Below are 16,719 nucleotides of genomic sequence, written 5' to 3' on the forward strand. Positions count from 1 at the left end.
GCAAAAATGTGGCAGATAACAGCGAATTAATGCCTGTTTGCAGCAACGTTGGGAGCAACAATGTTTAATTGGTTAAAAAAGCCGGCGCCAAAACCGGCTACGCCAGTCGAAAAAGATAATAAAACACCTGCCAGTGACAATCCGCTATCAGCAGATCTTGAGTCCATTGTTGAGTTACTGCAAAGCACTGAGCCGGTAATGGCAAATATTCAGCATATTGTGCTGGTGGCATCGGGCAAAGGCGGGGTAGGCAAGTCAACCACGGCGGTCAATCTGGCGGCAACCCTGGCAGAAATGGGCCTGCGCACCGGGTTACTGGATGCTGATATTTATGGCCCTTCCATTCCTTTGATGCTGGGGCTGCAGGGCGCCAGGGCAGATTCGCCCGATAATAAATTACTGAACCCCAAGCAGGCATTTGGCTTAAGCCTGCAATCAATAGGTTTTTTAATTGAACCGGATAAAGCCTCGGTCTGGCGCGGGCCGATGGCCAGTCAGGCATTGTTGCAACTGATCAATGAAACACTGTGGCCAGCGCTGGATATCCTGATTGTCGATATGCCGCCCGGTACCGGCGATATTCAGCTGACCTTATCGCAAAAGCTGAAGGTCAGTGGTGCAGTAATTGTTACTACCCCACAAGATGTGGCGCTCAGTGACGCCGGTAAAGCCATTACTATGTTTAATCAGGTAAAAATTCCGGTGTTGGGGCTGATTGAAAATATGAGTTATTACCTGTGTCCGCATTGCGGCCAGAGCGATGATATTTTTGGTACCGCTGGCGGCGTCAGGCTGGCCGAACGCTATCAGGTGCCGGTGCTGGGGCAATTGCCATTGGAGCGGCAAATCCGGGAACATGCCGATCAGGGACAACCCGCCGTATTAAAGCTGCAGCCAATTGCTGAAATTTACCGTACAATCGCCTGGAATATGTTAACGAATATCACTGGCGCCCCAGCGCAACAGGTAGAAATTGTAATAACGGATGATTAAGCATGAGATTGAGTGACCGCGATATAGAACGTTACCTGGCGGAAGGTAAAATTGGCATAACCCCGGCACCCGATGCTGACATGATAAGCGGCGTCAGCGTAGATATCCGCCTTGGCAATAAATTCAGGGTTTTTCAGGCACATGCCGCGCCTTATATCGATTTAAGCGGGCCGAGGGCGCAGGTGGATGCGGCGCTGAACTCAGTAATGAGTGACGAGATATATATTCCCGATGATCAGGTATTTATTTTGCACCCGAGTGAATTGGCTCTTGGGGTGACGCAGGAGTCGGTGCGTCTGCCGGCCGATATTGTTGGCTGGCTTGATGGCCGTTCGTCGTTAGCCCGTTTAGGGCTGATGGTGCATGTAACGGCGCATCGTATCGATCCGGGCTGGTCAGGTAATATCGTGCTGGAATTTTACAACAGCGGCAAGTTACCGTTGGCGCTGCGGCCACATATGAAAATTGGCGCGCTGAACTTTGAATTGATGACCACGTCGGCAGACCGGCCCTATAACACCCGGGCAGATGCCAAATACCGCCAGCAAACCGGGGCGGATGCCAGCCGGATTGGCCATGATGATAAAAGCTGAGCTGCTTTAGGCGCAGCAGAATGAAAAAACCCACGGCAAGCGTGGGTCAAAAAGCAATAAAGCAAAAATGAAGCGGGATGATTATGCAATAAAACTGCATAGCTTGGCAACATCAGGCCGTTAAATTTTTACTGAATTTATCATTTTTTTCGTTAAAAGTTTGCAGCAGGAAACAAAGCCATGGCGCTTGGCAATATTATCCGCTTATTGAGTCTGGCCGCTATCTGGGGCGCATCTTTTTTGTTTATGCGCGTTGCAGTGGCCGATTTTGGCCCGGCGTGGCTGATGTTTGGCCGGGTATTGCTGGCTTCGTTATTACTGGCGCTAGTCGCACTACTTTATAAACGCAGCTTACCGCTTCGCCAGTACGCTGGCCATTTTATGCTGCTGAGCCTGTTCAACACGGCGCTGCCATTTTTATTGTTTGCCTATGCGGCACAAACCCTGACAGCCTCGTTACTGGCAGTACTGAACGCTACGGCGCCGCTATGGGGCGCGTTAATTGGCTGGCTGTTTTTCCGCCAGGTTATGACGCTAAAGGTAATGCTGGGGCTGATGCTTGGAATTTGCGGCGTGGCCATTCTGGTCGGCTTTGATGATGTTGTCGCTGACAGTGCCGCGTTACCGGCTATTGCGGCCGCAGCCGCTGCAGCCTGCTGTTACGGCATCGCGACCTGGTATACCCGGCAGGCCAGACCGGTACCGGCCTTTATTAATGCCCACGGTAGTATGTGGGGCGCCACCCTCTGGCTGGTGCCGCTACTGTGGTTTATCCCGATGCCGGTGGCAGAGCCGGCAACGGCGAGTTTTCTGGCAGTGCTGGCGTTGGGCGTAGTTTGTACCGGTATCGCTTATTTACTGTATTTTCGGCTGGTGCAGGATTTAGGCGCCACCCCGACGCTAACCGTTACTTTCCTGATCCCGGTATTTGGCGTGATCTGGGGCCATCTGTTTTTGGATGAAACCATTGGCTGGCATACCCTGGCAGGAGCCGGTATTGTTATTGGCGGTACTATGCTGGTTACCGGCTTCAGTATTAAAGCTTTGCGACCAGCACCCGTGTTAAAGGAGCAACAATGAAACTATATGGTTCACAAACCTCACCCTATGTCCGGCGTATTCGCTTGCTACTGGCTGACGCACCCTGCGAGTTTATTAAGCTTAACATTCTGGAGGGCGCCGATCGGGAAACGCTGGCTGCGATGAACCCGACCTTACGGATCCCGATGCTGATTGATGCAGAGCAAACCATTTTTGATTCCGGCGTTATCTACCGCTATCTGGCAGCGAAGCAGGGCATTGAGGCCCTTAGCTGGTATCAGGAAAATCAGTTAACGGTTATTAATGCAGTAAATGATTCGCTGGTAATGCTGTTTCAGTGCAGTCGCAGTGGTCTTGATACCAATGAAGATAAATTGTTTTACAATCTGCAGCGCGAACGGATTGCCACCTCATTGTTTGTGTTAGAACAACAAGCCGCTAATGTTGAGTTTGCCAGCTGGCGCTATCCGGCAATGGCATTATACACCCTGCTTGACTGGATTATGTTTCGTGAGTTGCTGGAGCTTGATGATTATCCGGCACTACTGGCATTTGTTGCAGCCAATAAGCAGCAGCCGATGGTGGCGGAGTCTGATCCGCGGCTGAGCTAACGTCAGCCGCTGCGTCTAAATCCCTATCTTTTAAACCACTACCTTACCCCGGTTGTTGCGCCTGTTTAAGCACAACCGGTTCAATCAGCACACTCTGATTAGCATCAGATAACCAGATCTGACCTTCGCTGATATTGCACTGTAACTGCATCGACCTATTAACCAGAGTGGCCATTTCTTTTACTGCGGTTTCCGGTATTTCGGTTACTTGCAGGTTCTGATAACGCTGCAGGGCTGGTTCGATATTTTTCCACCACACCGGTACGCTGCGGCCACCATAACAAAATAACTGCACCTGACGGGCCCTACCGCACGCCTTTCGCGGCCATTTTTCATCGCTCTGGCCAAACTCAACCCACAGGTTAATATTACCGGTTAAGTCGCAATCCCACAGCTCAGCCTGATCTTCCTCTGCACTTAGCCCTTTGGTAAAGGTCAGCGTTTCTGAGGCATTAATAATAAAGGCCAGCAGGCGCACCATCATCCGTTCGTCGTTTTCAGACGGATGCTGGGCCAAAGTTAAACTGTGGTCCTGATAATAATTACGATCCATATCTGCGATTTGCAGCTGAACCTTAAAAACAGTCGCTTTAAGTGCCATACAGGTTTTCCGGCCATAAAAAAGCCGCAGTGTAACTCAGCACTGCGGCTATCGCATTAAAAACAACTGGCTGCTGCTCTGGTTACAGGGTGGCAGCGCCGTAAAGCTCATTAACTTTGTGCCAGTTTACCAGCTGCCACCAGGCCGTAGCGTAATCGCCACGTTTGTTCTGATACTGCAGGTAATAGGCATGCTCCCAGATATCCAGTGCCAGCAGCGGCGTGCCTTGTATGTCAACCACATCCATCAGCGGGTTATCCTGATTCGCGGTTGAGGTGACCACCAGCTTGTTATTTTCATCCAGAATCAGCCAGGCCCAGCCAGAGCCAAAGCGGGTCGTTGCTGCCTTGTTAAAGGCGCTTTGCATTGCTTCTACCGAGCCAAAGTCGCGCTTTATCGCCGCATACAGCTCGACCGACGGCTCACCACTTTGGCCAGCTGGAGCCATTATCTGCCAGAACAACTGATGATTATAGTGACCGCCGGCATTATTGCGCACCGCATCATTGTAGCGGGATATGCGTGACATAATGGCTTCAAGTGGCAGTGTGGCTAATTCAGGAAAGGTTGCTACCTGAGCATTCAGATTATTGACATAGGCCTGATGGTGGCGGCCATGATGAATTTGCATGGTCTCTTGATCAATCACTGGCGCCAATGCATCTGCAGCATAGGGTAGTGGTGCCAGCGTAAAGGGTTCAGCGTTGATTGTGGCCGCTGCCCCCAGTGTAATAAGAGTAGCAACCAGCAACGATTTGGCTGTTTTTACGATCATCGATAACTCCTGTTAAACATTAAAATAAGAATGAAAATAATGTATTGAAACGGCGGTTCTGAGTTAACAGCTTAAATTTAAAAGAAAAGATACTATAAACATAAGACAACGGTATAGCTATTAAAAGCGCAAGCAACAGTTAGGTCTGAGTCGTTAGCTTTTAGAAGTTAGCATCAAACAGTTCTTAACAATTTCCAGACATCTGTCGCTGGATGTTTACGTTCTATCGTTTATGATTGGTTCAATGAAGCAACTTAAAAGGATTGTTAATGAAACTCATCGTTATCAGCAGCCTGCTCTGGATTTTACCACTTTCTGCAGCAGCAACGGTTTATAAATGTGAGGTAAACGGCGTAATGACTTACAGCCAGATCCCCTGTAGTGATGATGCTGAGCTCACTGAATATGCTGTCGATGAAGCTAGCAGCCCGACCAATCCGCAACAGCAGGCAGCGCAAACTGAAAGCCCGGCAGAAACCCTGGCAAGGGTGCGCGATGCTTTAGTAAAGCGGGATCTACAGTTAGAAATAACCAAACTGAAAGGTGATAAGGCCAGGTTACAAAGCCGGCGTGATATTGAAATTACAAAATTGCGGCAATCTAAGCTTCAGGCTAACAACAATCTGGCCGGCGCGGTGTGGGAAGAAAGTGTCTCAAAAGAGATGGCAGCAATCGCCGCACAATACGATACCGATATCCAGGCAGTAGATAGCGAGATAGACAGATTATCCAAACAGTTAAGACGTCTTTAAAGGTTGATGTTGTATTGAAAAATACAATGCGCTTTATGTCGTAAAAACAAAAAAGCCGCTAAGCAAAACTTAACGGCTTTTTTATCGAATTTAATGGTCGGTACGAGAGGATTCGAACCTCCGACCCCTTCACCCCCAGCGAAGTGCGCTACCAAGCTGCGCTACGTACCGACGTGGGGAGTATCATAATGATTCCGTACCAGAAAGCAATGCCGGAAGAGTTAACTGCAGTAATTTTCGCCAGTTAGTGCAGGTTAAGCCAATGCGACAATTCTTGCTGAGGGCCAAAGGCTGTGTTTTATCACGACGCAAAATGGCCATTATTGCCGCCACCTGCTATTAAAATAGCCATTTACTTGTTAGCATGGCCGTCTTTACGTCTTCTGGTGCTTGCCGTGTTGTGGATCCCTTTTACCTTGCTGGCTGCATTTATGCAGGCTTGGCGCAATGCGTTTCAAAAACAATTAAGTAAAGAAGTTAAAGTAGCCGGGGTAACGCTTGCGCGGTTTATCTGGGCATCGCCACTGGCAGCGCTGTATTTATCGGCGTTGTATCAATGGCAACCTGCTCCGTTACCCGAGTTCAATGAGAGTTTCGCCGGCTTTATTATTGGTGCGGCGCTGGCCCAAATTTTAGCGACTGCACTGATGGTTAAACTGTTTATGTTACGCAACTATGCTATTGGCGCGGGCCTGGCTAAAAGCGAAGCGGTATTGGCGGCAGTACTTGGCGTAATATTGTTCAGTGAAACACTGAGCCCGCTGGCCTGGCTTGGCGTAGCACTTGGCGGCGGAGCGGTGTTGTTATTAAGTGGCGGCAGTCTGCGCCAGTTATCCTGGCCGGTAATGCTACTTGGCCTGGGGAGTGGTTTAGCGTTCGCCCTTACTTCGTTATGGGTGCGGCAGGCCAGCCTGGTATTGGGCTTGCCTTTTCCACACGGTGCTGCCTGGGTGTTGCTGCTGGTAATCGTACTGCAAACGGTGCTTTTGTTGTTGTGGCTAGGTTTAAAAGACCGGTCAACTTTGCTGGCACTTTGGCAGCGACCAAAATTAACCCTGCTGGTCAGTGTTTGCAGTTGTGTCGGCTCTGTGGGCTGGTTTACCGCCATGAGTCTGGAATCCGTGGCACTGGTTAAAACACTGGGTCAGGTTGAAATACTGTTTATGTTACTTATTTCGACTTTTATTTTAAAAGAGAAGTTAGTACGAAATGATCATCTTGGTTTAGCGCTGATTGTCGTGGCTGCAATTTGTGTGATCTGGGCCTGACAGGCCGCTGCTGTTGATTGTGGTTGCCCTGTTACCAGAATTAAATGCACTCTGGACTGGTGAATTTTTGCTAACTCAGTAAAATAGGCCGCTGTTTTAACTAACCGAACTGAGTACAAGTGGAGCAATTGGAGCAGGATCCTTTCGCCGATATCCGGCCATATCATGATAACGAAGTTGCACCAGCCATTGCGCGCCTGATTGCCGATCACGAGTTTATTCAGGCCATTTTGCATTATCGTTTTCCGCGTTTATCCGGGCCTTTTGGCTGGTTACTGTCACCGTTGGTGCGGTTATGGTTAAAACGGCGCTGGGCCAGATTAAAATCGGTTAAGGCTGTTCAGTTGCAGGTGGCCGGTTTTATGGATCGGATGATTGCCAACACCACTGATAAAGTGACGTTTTCCGGGCTTGAACGACTGGATCCGAAACAAGCCTATTTGTTTTTATCCAATCATCGTGACATCGCGATGGATCCGGCGCTGGTAAACTGGTGCCTGCACCAGCAGGGTTTTAACACGGTGCGCATCGCCATTGGTGACAATTTGCTGCGTAAACCCTGTGCCACCGAGCTGATGAAGTTAAATAAAAGCTTTATTGTAAAGCGCGGCGCCAAAGGCCCTCGTGAGATGCTGAAAAACCTGTCGCAATTGTCGGCCTATATTAAGCATTCACTGGACAGCCAGCACTCTGTCTGGATTGCCCAGCGCGAAGGCCGGGCCAAAGACGGTAATGATCAGACTGATCCGACAATTCTGAAAATGTTTTATATGGAAGGGAAAAAACAGGGCCTGTCTTTTAACGACTACCTGCAAAGCCTGAACATTGTACCGGTGTGTATTTCTTATGAGTACGACCCTTGTGACAGCGACAAAATTAACGAGCTGTGGCAGAAGAAAACCCAAGGCAGCTACCAGAAAACAGAATTTGAAGATATTGATGCCATCATCAAAGGTATTGTTGGCTATAAAGGCCGGGTGCATGTCGCTTTTGCTGAGCCGTTGCAGGCCGTTCCCAACGATCCCGATGCGGCAGCGGCATTTATTGACCAGCAAATCTGGCAGCAGTACCGCTGTTACCCGATTAATGCCTTAGCTGCCGGCAGCAATGAACCTGTGGCTACCGATAAAGCCATTGAACAGTGGCAGCAACGGTTGCAAAGCGTACCGCCGGGGGCGCAGGACATGATGGCTACCTTATACGCAACGCCAGTTATTAAAACACAGCAATAATGATCTACTTAATCAGTGTTACTGTGCTGTGGGCGTTTTCATTCAGCCTGATTGGCGTTTACCTGGCAGGCCAGGTCGACCCTTACTTTGCCGTTTTAAGCCGGATTTTGCTGGCATTGTTGCTGTTCAGTCCACTGTTGCTGCGTTACCGCTTTGGAGCCAATCTGGTATTACCGGTAATGGCGATAGGGGCGGTGCAACTGGGCCTGATGTATCTGTTTTATTATCAGTCATTTTTGCTGCTTAGCGTGGCAGAAGTGCTGGTGTTTACTATTTTTACGCCGTTATATATCACGCTGTTGTATGACGTACTGGCCAGACGCTTTAATCCACAGTTTTTGCTGGCCGCGCTGATTGCCGTGTTGGCGGCAGCCCTGATGCGGTATCAATCGTTAAGTGCCCACTACTGGACCGGTTTTGCCGTGGTGCAGGGCGCTAATCTGTGCTTCGCTATTGGCCAGGTAAGTTATAAAAGGCTGATAGCGCGCCACCCGGGCGTAACGCAATATCAGCTGTTTGGCTGGTTTTATGCCGGTGCCGCCTGTATTGCCATTCCTGCCTGGCTGGTGCTGGGCACCGCTCAGTATCCAAGCAGTACGGTGCACTGGGCGGTAATCCTGTGGTTGGGGCTGGTTGCCTCAGGCCTTGGTTATTATGGCTGGAATAAAGGGGCGACGCTGGTATCCAGTGGCATGCTGGCGGTGATGAATAATGCGCTGATCCCGGCCGGGCTGCTGGTAAATGTGATTATCTGGCAACGTGATACGGAGTTAGTGCGCCTGAGCATCGGCTGCGCTATGATCGGGTTTTCAATCTGGTTGTGCCGCAGGCCAGCCGGGCAGGGAGGTTAAGTGGCAAGACAGGTTCAATATACATTTAAAGGCACCACTAAAATTATTGCCTTTAGTTATGATCGTTTTGTTGATTTATACGAAGCGGTTGCGGCGGCTGAAGGTATTGACCTTAGCAGCTTTCTGGCAATGGAACAGCAGGTGGCTAAAACGGCTAAAGATAAAGCCGCGATTAAAAATTTCCGGCAGCAAGCCTTTACCAACATGGGGTTTAGCAACATTACTTTTCTGCGGGACGAACCCTGAAGCCCATGTTCAGCCAAATGCGGCTATGTTAGGCTTTGACCATTAAAAAAACAGGAACTGAATTATGAAAATCACCAGTAACTTTGACAGTGGCAATATTGAAATTATTAAAGCGGATGATCCGGCCGACATTCAACTGGCTATCCGCAAAGACAACCAGTCGGATTTTTATCAGTGGTTTCATTTCCGGCTGAACAGCCCGCATCCACAGCAGCACAAAATTACCATTACCAATGCGGCAGGCTCAGCCTATCCTGATGGCTGGCAGGATTATCAGGCCGTTGCTTCTTATGATCGGCAAACCTGGTTCCGGGTTGAAACAGATTTCGACGGTAAGGCGTTAACTATTAATCATTACCCGGAAGCCGAGTCGGTGTATTTTGCTTATTTTGCACCTTACAGCTACGAGCGGCATCAGGATTTGCTGCATCAGGCGCAAAACGATTATAACTGTCAGCTGATTGATTTAGGTGAAACGCTGGATGGCCGGGATATGAGTTTGCTGGTCGTTGGTGAGCCGGATGACAGCAAAAAGAAAATCTGGATCACAGCGCGGCAGCATCCGGGCGAAACCATGGCCGAATGGTTTATTGAAGGCTTGCTCGACCGGCTGCTGGACGAAGACGATGGCGTGGCCCGCAGCCTGCTGGCCAAAGCGGTGTTCTACATTGTGCCTAATATGAACCCGGATGGCAGTGTTCGCGGTAATTTACGGACCAATGCCGCCGGTGCCAACCTGAACCGCGAATGGCAGAACCCGACGATGGACCGCAGTCCGGAAGTGTATCTGGTACGCCAGAAAATGCTGGAAACCGGCCTGGATATGTTTTTAGATATTCATGGTGATGAAAACCTGCCTTATAACTTTGTTGCCGGCTCAGAAGGCGTACCGTCATACAATGCTCATATGCAGCAGTTAGAGCAGGACTTTAAAACGGCTTTGTTAGCGGTTACCCCTGAGTTTCAGGTGAAATATGGTTACGATAAAGATGAACCAGGTCAGGCCAATTTAACGGTTGCAACCGCCTGGGTGGCCGAGCAGTTTAAATGTCTGGCTTATACCGTGGAAATGCCGTTTAAAGACAATGCCGATTTACCTGATGCGGCCTTTGGCTGGTCAGATATCCGCTCAATGAAACTGGGCCAGGATAGCCTGGCTGCCATTTTGCAGGTAGTTGATAAACTGCGTTAAGACAGTTTATCAGCTTGGTAACGCGTATAAGATAAGATGTAAAGGTAAGTATTATGGCAATTATATCCTGCCCGTATTGCGGGCAACGCATTTCAGATAAAGCGGCTGCCTGCAGCAAATGTGGTGGTGATCTTAGCAGCAGTAGCCCGGAGCAGCTGGCCGCCATTGAACGGGAAAAGAAAAACCGCAAAATGCAGTCGTTGATGAACCAGTCAATGCTGGCCATGGTATTGTTTCTGGGTGGCTTTGGCATTTTGTACTGGTGGCAGCCGGCTAATCACAGCTATAACCAGTATCTGTCGAATGCGGCTATTGCTTTCGGGTTTTGCTGGTACGTGGTTACCCGGGCCCGGATTATTATGTTGAAGCGAAAGTAACCTTATGGATTTTAAAGCGTTAGTTAGCGCTATGGCGCCAGAAACCTACCAAAAACTGACAGATGCCGTTGCCACCGGCCGCTGGGCTGATGGCGTTGCGCTTAGCGAGCAGCAAAAAGCGCAAACGCTGCAGCTGGTAATGGCCTATCAGGCCACGGTGCTGAAGTCAGATGAATTATTTACTGTGGGTGCCGATGGTCAGCTGATCCAGAAATCGAAAGCTGAACTTAAAAAGCAATTTGACAACAATGATCCAATAGCAAGGTTCAGACACGATGATATTTAAAAACTGGTTTAAGCCAAAGTGGCAACATCCTGACAGCAATACGCGTCAGCAGGCAATAGCCAGCTTGTCTGCCGGTCAGCGGGAGCATAAACAAATTCTGCATGAACTGGCGTTTAACGACAGCAGCGAGATGGTGCGGCAAAGCGCACTTGAACACCTGAATGATTTTTCATTATGGTGGCAGGCCAGTAAACAGGATAGCAGTGACAAATTGCGGCAATACGCCGAGCAGCAGTTACTGGCAATGTTATTGCAACAGCAGATTGCGGCGCCGCAAAAACGCCAGTTTATTGCCCAGTGCAACCGCATGGCCTTACTGGAGCAATTAGCCGAGCGGGAAACGGATGCCGAAATCCTGTTCAGCGTGCTGGCACGTTTAAACAAAGCGGAATTAAACATTAAAGCACTGAGCGGCTCTGTGCTGACCATTGCCCAGAAACAGCAATTGCTGGCGCAGCTGGACGATCAGAAACAACTGGAAAAACTCAGTAAAGTGTTAACCGGTGAACTGGCAGCGCAGTTGCAGCTTAGATTGACTGAACAGGCCGAGCAAAAACAAAAGCCACTGAAACTGCGTAAAGATATCACCTTGCTACTGGCCAGATTAAACGCATTGCGCGATCGTTTTGCCCCGGCGGAGATCCCGACGCAACTTGCTGAGTTGCAAAGCCAGTGGCAGCAATTAAAAACTGATTTAGCTTGTCTGCCAACAGCAGAAGCGGCCGGTTTTGAAGAGAAATATCAGCAATTGCTCAGCAAGCTGCAAAGCTGGTTAGCACCACAGTTGCAGCAACTGGCGAAGGCAAAGGCCGAAGCAGAGCAACACGCTGCAGCAACAGCGAAATATCAGCAGTTATCTGCAGCGTTAGCAGAAATGACTGCCAAGTTAAGCGAGGCCTTAACGCAGGTAGATATCAGTGCAGCAGAGACGATAGCTGAACAGCTGTCATTGCTGTCAGAGCAGATTTTAGCTGCGGATAGTCTTAATCCATCTCAGCGCAACGATCTGCAAAAACAGCTTCAAGCCCTGAGTGCAAAGTTAAGCCGTTTGCCGCAAACAGCAGAAACGCTTAGTCAGGCATCACGTTTAGTCAGCGAATGGGCTGCGCAGGCATTGCCGGCGGAACCGGCGCAGCTTGATATGGCAAAGCAGCAGTTAAGTCAGTATAAAACCAGCTGGCGTACCCTTACTGCCGATTTGCCGCTGCCGGTACCGGCTTCGCTTGCTGATGCTAAACAGCAGTTACAACAGCAATGGCTGCAGGCAATTGCGGCAATCAGTGATCAGAGCGAGCGGGCAGTACGTCAGTGTCGCAGCAAAATAGCCGAGTTTAAACGGCTGGATCAGCAAGGCCGCTATAAAGTGCTGTTTGGTTTGTTCAAAGGAATAAGTGCCGATTACGCCACACTTAATGACGCTGAGCAGCAGAAGCTGGCCGCTGACTATGAGCATGCCAGCAACAGAATTGCTGAGCTGGCCGACTGGCAGGAATATATTGCCACCCCGCGTAAACAGGAATTGCTGGCACAGTTGCAGCAACTTGCCAGCACCGAACCGACTGATATCCCGGCCCGGGCCGAGCAGGTAAAACAGGCCCGGCAGCAGTGGGGTAGCTTTGGCAAAGCCGCCGCAGAGCAGGACGCTGAATTAAATGCTGCTTTTGATCTTGCCTGTGAACAGGCCTATGCCCCTTGCCGGGCGTACTTTGCCGAACAGGACGCGATTAAAGCCGCAAATCTGAGCGCGCGCGAAGCCATTATTGAGCAGATTGAGCAACTGGCCGAACAGGCTGATGTCTCGACGCTCGACAGCGCGCTAAAATCGTTAACCCAGGCCTGGCAACAGGCCGGACCGGTTAAGCGGCAGGATTTTCTGGCACTGCAACAGCGCTATCAGGCTGCTGTCGGCCCGCTTAAGGCGCAGGTAAGCGAATTGCAGCAACAGGTTGCAGAGCAAAAACAAGCGTTAATCAACGAAGCGTTGTCTGCGGTCGCGCTCAGTGACAGCAACCAGAGCAGTAAAATACTCAAAGAGTTGCAGCAGCGCTGGAAACCACTGGGTTTTGCCGGTAAAAAACACGATCAGCAACTCTGGCAGCAATTCCGGCAGATTTGTGATGGTTTTTTCAGCCAGCGTCAGGCGGCTTTTGCCGAGCAGCAGCAACAGCAGCTGGCACAAGAGCAAGCCTTAACTGATGCGTTAAATGAAATAGGCCAGAAGCTGCAGTCGTTAACGGCGAACAGCGAAAGCGCTGAGCTTAGTGCGGTTAATGAACAGCTGCAGCAACTGGATGTCGGGGTCATTGCCAGTGCCCGCAAGCAACGTGATTCTTTGCAGCAGCAACTGGCAGAGTTAATTCGCCAGCAAAGCACTCAGGCAGCGCAGCAGGATATCAGAGCGTTGTTTGAGCAGCTGGCATTACCTGGCAACAGCACTGACAACTGGCCGGCACAGTTTAAGCCCCAGCCTGAACTGGCGGGGGCGCTGGGCTTAGATCGCAAAGGGTTAACCCAGGCGCTGGAGATTATCAGTGAAATCAGTGGTCCGGAGCTGGAGCGCAACGAGCGGCAGCAGGTGCAGCTGACGTTACTGACGCTGAAGCACAATGCCGGTGAAGTGACGGATAAGCAAAGTCTGCTGCAGCACTGGCTGGCATTTGGCCCGTTAAGCGACGCTGAGCTTGAATTAGTGCCGCGGCTTAAAGCGGCATTTCTGAACGAGTAACGCGGCTATCAACCTACTAGCGATCAACATACTAGCTATCAACATACTAACTAATAGGGGGCTAAGCCCCCTGATTAGTCAGCTCACCCCGTAAATTCTGCTGCATTTTCTGGCGGATCTGTTTTGCATCCAGCTGCTGGCTCAGCAGGTAATGCAGCTTGGTCAGTGTCGCTTCCAGGGTCATATCAAAACCACTTATCACTCCGCTGGTTTTCAGCGCATTACCGGTCGCATAACCATCCATATTAACTTTACCTTTAAAGCACTGGGTGCAGTTCACCAGAATTTGCTCCCGTTCACTCGCGGCCTGCAGTACTTTTAACAATTCCGGACGCTGGGGGGCATTGCCTACGCCGAACGATTTAATGATTAGTGCCCGGACCGGGGCTTTGAGCATATTACTGATCACATCAGTGCTGATCCCGGGATATAAGGTAACCACACTGATAGGCTGTGGGGTAATAGTGGCAACCTGTAAATCGGGTACCGATGCCGGTGCCGGGTTTACCTTACCTTCAATCAGATCGATATCTATGCCGGCTTCGAGCAGCGGCAGAAAATTCGGTGAAGCAAACGCATCAAAACCATCGGCATCAGCTTTGGTGGCGCGGTTACCGCGAAACAGTTTGTTATTAAAAAATAACGCCACTTCAGCAATAGGGTAGTTAGCGGCCAGATACAGTGAATTTAATAAGTTAACCTGACCGTCTGAGCGCAACTGCGCCAGTGGAATTTGTGAACCGGTAATAATCACCGGTTTTTGCAGATTCTCCAGCATAAAAGACAATGCCGAGGCGGTATATGCCATGGTATCGGTGCCGTGCAGCACCACAAAGCCATCATATTGCTGATAATGTTGCTGAATATCATCAGCTATATGTTGCCAGTGCGCCGGAGTCATATCGGAAGAGTCGATAACCGGATGATATTCATGAATATCGAACAGCGGCATATCAGGATGAAAAAACTCCGGCATCTGTTTAACTGTGGCACTCAGAAAGCCCGGCACCGGCACAAAACCCTGGCTGGATTGCTGCATACCGATAGTACCGCCGGTATAAGCAACATAAATACGTTTTCTGTTCATAGTGTTCTGCTCAGTTTTTGTCAGTTAATAAAAAGCCATGATGACAATAAAAAATGCCCGCTGCATGGCGGGCATTGTAATAGAGATTATGCTGACTGTCAGTTAACGGTGCATGTTACACAGTATGAATAGATACCGTTAGGGTCATTAAACTGGTTCAGGATCACAAAGTCCTGCCGCAGTTGCTTGCTAACCCGCTGCAGCATCCGCTGCTCAGGCGATGCCTGAACCTGGGGTAACCAGCCATTTGCTTTTGCACTGCCAAACAGCTCTTTCAGCATTTGCTCAGTGGGTGACAGTTCCTGGGTGATAACCTGCACATCATAGTTATCCAGGCCTGCCAGTGCGGCTGCTGCGGCTATCGCATCGTCAAAAGTACCCAGTTTATCAACCAGACCCAGTTCCAGCGCCGTGCTACCCGTCCAGACCCGGCCCTGGGCCACGGCATCAACTTCAGCGATTGACATATTACGGTTGCTGGCCACCATGGTTAAAAATTCAGTGTAGCCACGTTCAATCAGCAGCTGGAACACGTCTTTGGCTTTGTCGTTCAAACCTTTGTACAGCGGCAAACCGGAAGATAAGCCAGCCAGTTCAGTAGTGCCAACACCGTCAACATTTAAGCCCAGGCTATCTAATGAGTTTTCCAGGGTATGTAACAGACCGAAAATACCAATTGAGCCGGTAATGGTAGTCGGTGCTGCCCAGATTTCATTGGTTGGCGCAGCTATCCAGTAACCACCAGAGGCTGCAACAGCACCCATAGAGGCGATAACCGGTTTACCTGCTTCACGCAGCAGAGTGATTTCCTGACCAATGACCTCTGAGGCAAAGGCACTGCCGCCGCCACTGTCTATCCGCAGTACTACGGCTTTAATTTTGTCATCAAAGCGGGCCCGGCGTAATAAGGTCGCCGTGGAGTCGCCACCGATAGTGCCGGGCTTGGCGTTGCCATCGACTATCATGCCACGGGCTACCACGACAGCGACTTTGGACGTTAGCGGGTTAACAAAGTTGCTGTTTGGTATAGCGTACTTGGCGTAATCGTTAAAGCCAACATGGTTGTAGACATGCTTGTCATTTTCACCGACGATGCTAATCAGTTTCTGCCTGAACTGCTCACGGGTGGCAATATTATCAGCATAATTGTTGTTAATAGCATATAGGGCCGTGTCGCCATCGGCTGCCTGCAGTTTCTGGAATATTGCATCATAGGTTTCATCAAAATTACTGATCTCAAAACCACGGCGGCCGCTGACATCCTGTTTGTAAGTTGCCCATAAGTCAGACAACCAGGCAATATTGGCTTCTTTGGCAGCGTCAGACATGTCGTTGCGCAGGAATGGCTCTACTGCCGACTTATAAGTACCCACCCGGAATACGTGGGTGTTAATTTTCAGTTTCTCCAGCGCTTCTTTGTAATACATTGGATAGCTGCCATAGCCTTCCAGGATCACCGCGCCCATCGGGCTTAGGCTGATTTCATCAGCGTAGCTGGCCAGGTAGTACTGGGTCTGGCCGTAATAGGCGCCATGGCTGAATACTTTTTTGCCGGCCGCTTTAAACTCTTCAATGGCAGCACCAACCCGCTTCATTTTATCAATCGAGGCATAGCCCAAGCCGGATACATCCAGCACCATGGCCTGAATTCTGTTATCTGTTGTGGCAGTTTCAATCACTTTTACCACATCCGAGACCAGCATTTCCGGTGACTCTTCCGGTGCGCCCAGGCCTTCATTAATTATTCCCGAAAATGGGTCTACCCAGCGTTTTTCTTCTACCAGATCGCCGTTCAGGTTCAGCACTAATGCCGCAGTGTCGGCAATTTTAACTTCGTCTTCACCGCTGAACATCGCAACTAAGACAAACGCGACAATTAAAATAAACAGCAGGTTAAGTACGGTAGAGCGAAAGCCTTTATAGACCCGCCAGATTGCGCCAAAAAAGCGACGAATAGGACCTTTTCTCGGTTCAGACATAATAAATTCCTGTAAGAGTTCCTGTAACGGAAGCGAAATAATAGTTTTATCACTGCTATGCTAACCAATTTAGCCGTAAAGACTAAATTGAATTTGTAAGTAAATGTTTA

17 protein-coding genes and 1 tRNA gene are annotated in these 16,719 nt (G+C 49.8%); 13 read left to right on the plus strand and 5 right to left on the minus strand.

Annotated elements, in window-relative coordinates:
* Positions 1 to 60 precede the first annotated feature (60 nt).
* The 4 genes from apbC (at position 61) to R3187_RS08670 (ending at position 3,238) form a co-directional block, all read left to right on the plus strand.
* A complete protein-coding gene (gene apbC / locus R3187_RS08655; protein ID WP_318966344.1) occupies positions 61 to 993 on the plus strand; it encodes an iron-sulfur cluster carrier protein ApbC in 933 nt (310 codons plus the stop codon).
* Between the two features lie 2 nt (positions 994 to 995).
* Positions 996 to 1,586, plus strand: a complete 591-nt coding sequence (gene dcd, locus R3187_RS08660) for a dCTP deaminase (protein ID WP_318966345.1) — start codon at positions 996 to 998, stop codon at positions 1,584 to 1,586.
* A 180-nt stretch (positions 1,587 to 1,766) separates the two neighbouring features.
* Positions 1,767 to 2,666: a DMT family transporter gene (locus R3187_RS08665; RefSeq protein WP_318966347.1), complete on the plus strand. Its 900-nt coding sequence runs from the start codon at positions 1,767 to 1,769 to the stop codon at positions 2,664 to 2,666.
* Positions 2,663 to 3,238 (plus strand): glutathione S-transferase family protein, encoded by a 576-nt coding sequence (locus tag R3187_RS08670; protein ID WP_318966348.1) that lies wholly within the window; start codon positions 2,663 to 2,665, stop codon positions 3,236 to 3,238. The genes R3187_RS08665 and R3187_RS08670 overlap by 4 nt, the downstream gene beginning before the upstream one ends.
* A 43-nt stretch (positions 3,239 to 3,281) precedes the next feature.
* Here R3187_RS08670 and R3187_RS08675 read toward each other — a convergent pair whose 3' ends face one another.
* The gene (locus R3187_RS08675) at positions 3,282 to 3,839 is read right to left on the minus strand and encodes a YaeQ family protein (protein ID WP_318966350.1); all 558 of its coding nucleotides are present in this window, start codon (positions 3,837 to 3,839) and stop codon (positions 3,282 to 3,284) included.
* Positions 3,840 to 3,921: 82 nt separating this feature from the next.
* A complete protein-coding gene (locus R3187_RS08680) occupies positions 3,922 to 4,614 on the minus strand; it encodes a superoxide dismutase (RefSeq protein ID WP_318966351.1) in 693 nt (230 codons plus the stop codon).
* Positions 4,615 to 4,883: 269 nt separating this feature from the next.
* Between R3187_RS08680 and R3187_RS08685 the strand changes: the two genes are divergently transcribed.
* On the plus strand, positions 4,884 to 5,366 hold the full coding sequence (locus R3187_RS08685) for a DUF4124 domain-containing protein (RefSeq protein ID WP_318966352.1): 483 nt from the start codon (positions 4,884 to 4,886) through the stop codon (positions 5,364 to 5,366).
* 94 nt (positions 5,367 to 5,460) lie between these two features.
* Here the strand turns inward: R3187_RS08685 and R3187_RS08690 are convergent.
* Positions 5,461 to 5,537: transfer RNA gene (locus tag R3187_RS08690), tRNA-Pro, on the minus strand.
* A gap of 224 nt (positions 5,538 to 5,761) precedes the next feature.
* On the opposite strand from R3187_RS08690, the gene R3187_RS08695 reads away from it, so the two are divergent.
* The 8 genes from R3187_RS08695 to R3187_RS08730 all read left to right on the plus strand — a co-directional run bounded on the left by R3187_RS08695 (position 5,762) and on the right by R3187_RS08730 (position 13,543).
* Positions 5,762 to 6,634 (plus strand): DMT family transporter, encoded by an 873-nt coding sequence (locus R3187_RS08695; RefSeq protein WP_318966354.1) that lies wholly within the window; start codon positions 5,762 to 5,764, stop codon positions 6,632 to 6,634.
* Positions 6,635 to 6,753: 119 nt separating this feature from the next.
* Positions 6,754 to 7,866, plus strand: coding sequence for a 1-acyl-sn-glycerol-3-phosphate acyltransferase (locus R3187_RS08700; RefSeq protein ID WP_318966355.1), 1,113 nt, complete (start codon positions 6,754 to 6,756; stop codon positions 7,864 to 7,866).
* The gene (locus R3187_RS08705; protein WP_318966356.1) at positions 7,866 to 8,717 is read left to right on the plus strand and encodes an EamA family transporter; all 852 of its coding nucleotides are present in this window, start codon (positions 7,866 to 7,868) and stop codon (positions 8,715 to 8,717) included. The genes R3187_RS08700 and R3187_RS08705 overlap by 1 nt, the downstream gene beginning before the upstream one ends.
* Positions 8,718 to 8,963 (plus strand): DUF2960 domain-containing protein, encoded by a 246-nt coding sequence (locus R3187_RS08710; RefSeq protein ID WP_318966357.1) that lies wholly within the window; start codon positions 8,718 to 8,720, stop codon positions 8,961 to 8,963. It begins immediately after the preceding gene.
* Positions 8,964 to 9,027: 64 nt separating this feature from the next.
* Complete coding sequence (locus R3187_RS08715) at positions 9,028 to 10,155, plus strand: M14-type cytosolic carboxypeptidase (RefSeq protein ID WP_318966358.1); 1,128 nt, start codon at positions 9,028 to 9,030, stop codon at positions 10,153 to 10,155.
* Positions 10,156 to 10,208: 53 nt separating this feature from the next.
* Positions 10,209 to 10,532: a zinc ribbon domain-containing protein gene (locus R3187_RS08720; RefSeq protein WP_318966359.1), complete on the plus strand. Its 324-nt coding sequence runs from the start codon at positions 10,209 to 10,211 to the stop codon at positions 10,530 to 10,532.
* 4 nt (positions 10,533 to 10,536) lie between these two features.
* Entirely contained in the window at positions 10,537 to 10,818 is a 282-nt protein-coding gene (locus R3187_RS08725; protein ID WP_318966360.1) for a YeaC family protein, read from the plus strand.
* Positions 10,808 to 13,543, plus strand: a complete 2,736-nt coding sequence (locus tag R3187_RS08730; protein ID WP_318966362.1) for a DUF349 domain-containing protein — start codon at positions 10,808 to 10,810, stop codon at positions 13,541 to 13,543. The genes R3187_RS08725 and R3187_RS08730 overlap by 11 nt, the downstream gene beginning before the upstream one ends.
* 61 nt (positions 13,544 to 13,604) lie before the next feature.
* Here R3187_RS08730 and ansA read toward each other — a convergent pair whose 3' ends face one another.
* Positions 13,605 to 14,630: an asparaginase gene (gene ansA / locus R3187_RS08735; RefSeq protein WP_318966363.1), complete on the minus strand. Its 1,026-nt coding sequence runs from the start codon at positions 14,628 to 14,630 to the stop codon at positions 13,605 to 13,607.
* Between the two features lie 98 nt (positions 14,631 to 14,728).
* Entirely contained in the window at positions 14,729 to 16,609 is a 1,881-nt protein-coding gene (gene sppA / locus R3187_RS08740) for a signal peptide peptidase SppA (protein WP_318966364.1), read from the minus strand.
* Positions 16,610 to 16,719 lie beyond the last annotated feature (110 nt).

It is taken from the genome of Arsukibacterium sp. (genome assembly GCF_033721375.1).
GTDB lineage: Bacteria > Pseudomonadota > Gammaproteobacteria > Enterobacterales > Alteromonadaceae > Alishewanella.